Source organism: Moorena sp. SIO3I6, from assembly GCF_010672095.1.
This window is the reverse complement of sequence record NZ_JAAHHU010001184.1, coordinates 1-1585: the sequence shown is the minus strand read 5'-3', so window position 1 is coordinate 1585 and position 1585 is coordinate 1. Positions and strand designations below refer to the sequence as shown.

1 protein-coding gene and 1 pseudogene are annotated in these 1585 nt (G+C 49.7%); one reads left to right on the top strand and one right to left on the bottom strand.

Going from position 1 to position 1585, the window contains the following annotated elements:
- A pseudogene (locus tag F6K49_RS47500) lies at positions 1–1211 on the top strand (molecular chaperone HtpG); the annotation flags it as partial.
- On the opposite strand, the gene F6K49_RS47495 reads toward F6K49_RS47500, so the two are convergent.
- Positions 1109–1480, bottom strand: coding sequence for a hypothetical protein (locus F6K49_RS47495; RefSeq protein WP_293109509.1), 372 nt, complete (start codon positions 1478–1480; stop codon positions 1109–1111). The pseudogene F6K49_RS47500 and the gene F6K49_RS47495 sit on opposite strands and share 103 nt — an antisense overlap.
- Positions 1481–1585 lie beyond the last annotated feature (105 nt).

Below are 1585 nucleotides of genomic sequence, written 5' to 3'. Positions count from 1 at the left end.
AGCCAGACGTGGATGTGACTAAGGGGCAAATCAAGCTTTTCTGTAATCAAGTGTTTGTCAGTGACAACTGTGAGGAAGTTATTCCTAACTTCCTGATGCCACTGCGAGGGGTGATTGATAGTCCTGATATTCCCCTGAATGTCTCCCGTTCTGCTCTTACCAAGGACCGGACAGTGGCTCGGATTGGTGACTTTATTGCTAAGAAAGTTGGCGATCGCTTAAAGCAACAGTACCAGGATGAGCGAGATCAGTACATCCGTGCTTGGCAAGATGTGGGTACATTCGTTAAGTTTGGCTGCATCAATAGCGATAAGTTTAAGAAACAAGTAGAAGATATTGTAATCTTCCGCACCACCTATCAACCGGTGGAAAGTTCCGAAGCTCCAACCACTGACACCCCTACTGACACCCCTAAGGTAGAAGTGCAATCCCAAGAGGGGGATGCTTGGGAGGATGTCACTCCGGATGGGGGCACAGAACAGGACAAGTCTTCTTCTTCTCAACCCTACACCACCATCAAAGAGTATCTAGAGCGCAATAAAGAAAATCACGAAAATCGGGTATTCTATTGCACTGATGAGGCTAGCCAAGCCACTTATGTGGAACTGCACAAAAATCAAGGGTTAGAAGTCCTATTTATGGACTCCTTTATCGACAACCACTACATTAGCTTCTTGGAACGGGAATATACAGAGGCTAAGTTCTCTCGGGTGGATTCAGACTTGGATGATACCCTTGTTGATCAGGAGCAGGAAAAAGAGATTGTTGATCCCAAGACCAACAAAACCCGTTCTGACCTGATTAAGGAACTGTTCGAGCAAGCGATTAATAAGCCTAAGGTCAATGTCCGGACTCAAGCCCTCAAGTCTGATGACCCCCAAGGCACCCCACCTGCCATGGTATTGTTACCAGAAGCCATGCGCCGTCTACAGGAAATGACTGCCATGATGCAGCAGGAGTCGGTACAGTTCCCAGAGGAACATATTTTGGTAGTCAATACCACCCACCCACTGATTCAGAATCTAGTCAACCTCAGTCAAGGCAGTATTATTCATAGTGGCGGTCAGTCTCCCTCAGCGGAATTGGCTACCATGATTTGTCAGCATGTCTATGACCTGGCACTGATGGCCCAGAAAGGCTTTGATGCGGAAGGCATGAAGGCGTTTGTGGAACGGTCCAATAAGGTTATGACCCGTTTGACGCAAGAGTAATCGGGAATCGGGAGTAGGGAGTAGGGAGTAGGGAGTAGGGAGTCGGGAGTCGGGAATCGGGAGTCGGGAATCGGGAATCGGGAATCGGGAATCGGGAATCGGGAATTGGAACCCACCCCTAACCCCTTCCAGGACGGGAACGGGAATCGGGAATCGGGAATCGGGAACTTCCGATCAAGATGTAGGGTAACCAGTGGCTCAGACCGATTCAGCAAGTTGGCCATAGAGTTAGTAGGCACTGCCCACCTACGATTAATCACTTTCCCCATCTCCCCACACTTCCCACACTTCCCACACTTCCCACACTTCCCACACTTCCCACACTTCCCACAACTCCCGACTCCCGACTCCCGACTCCCGACTCCCGACTCCCG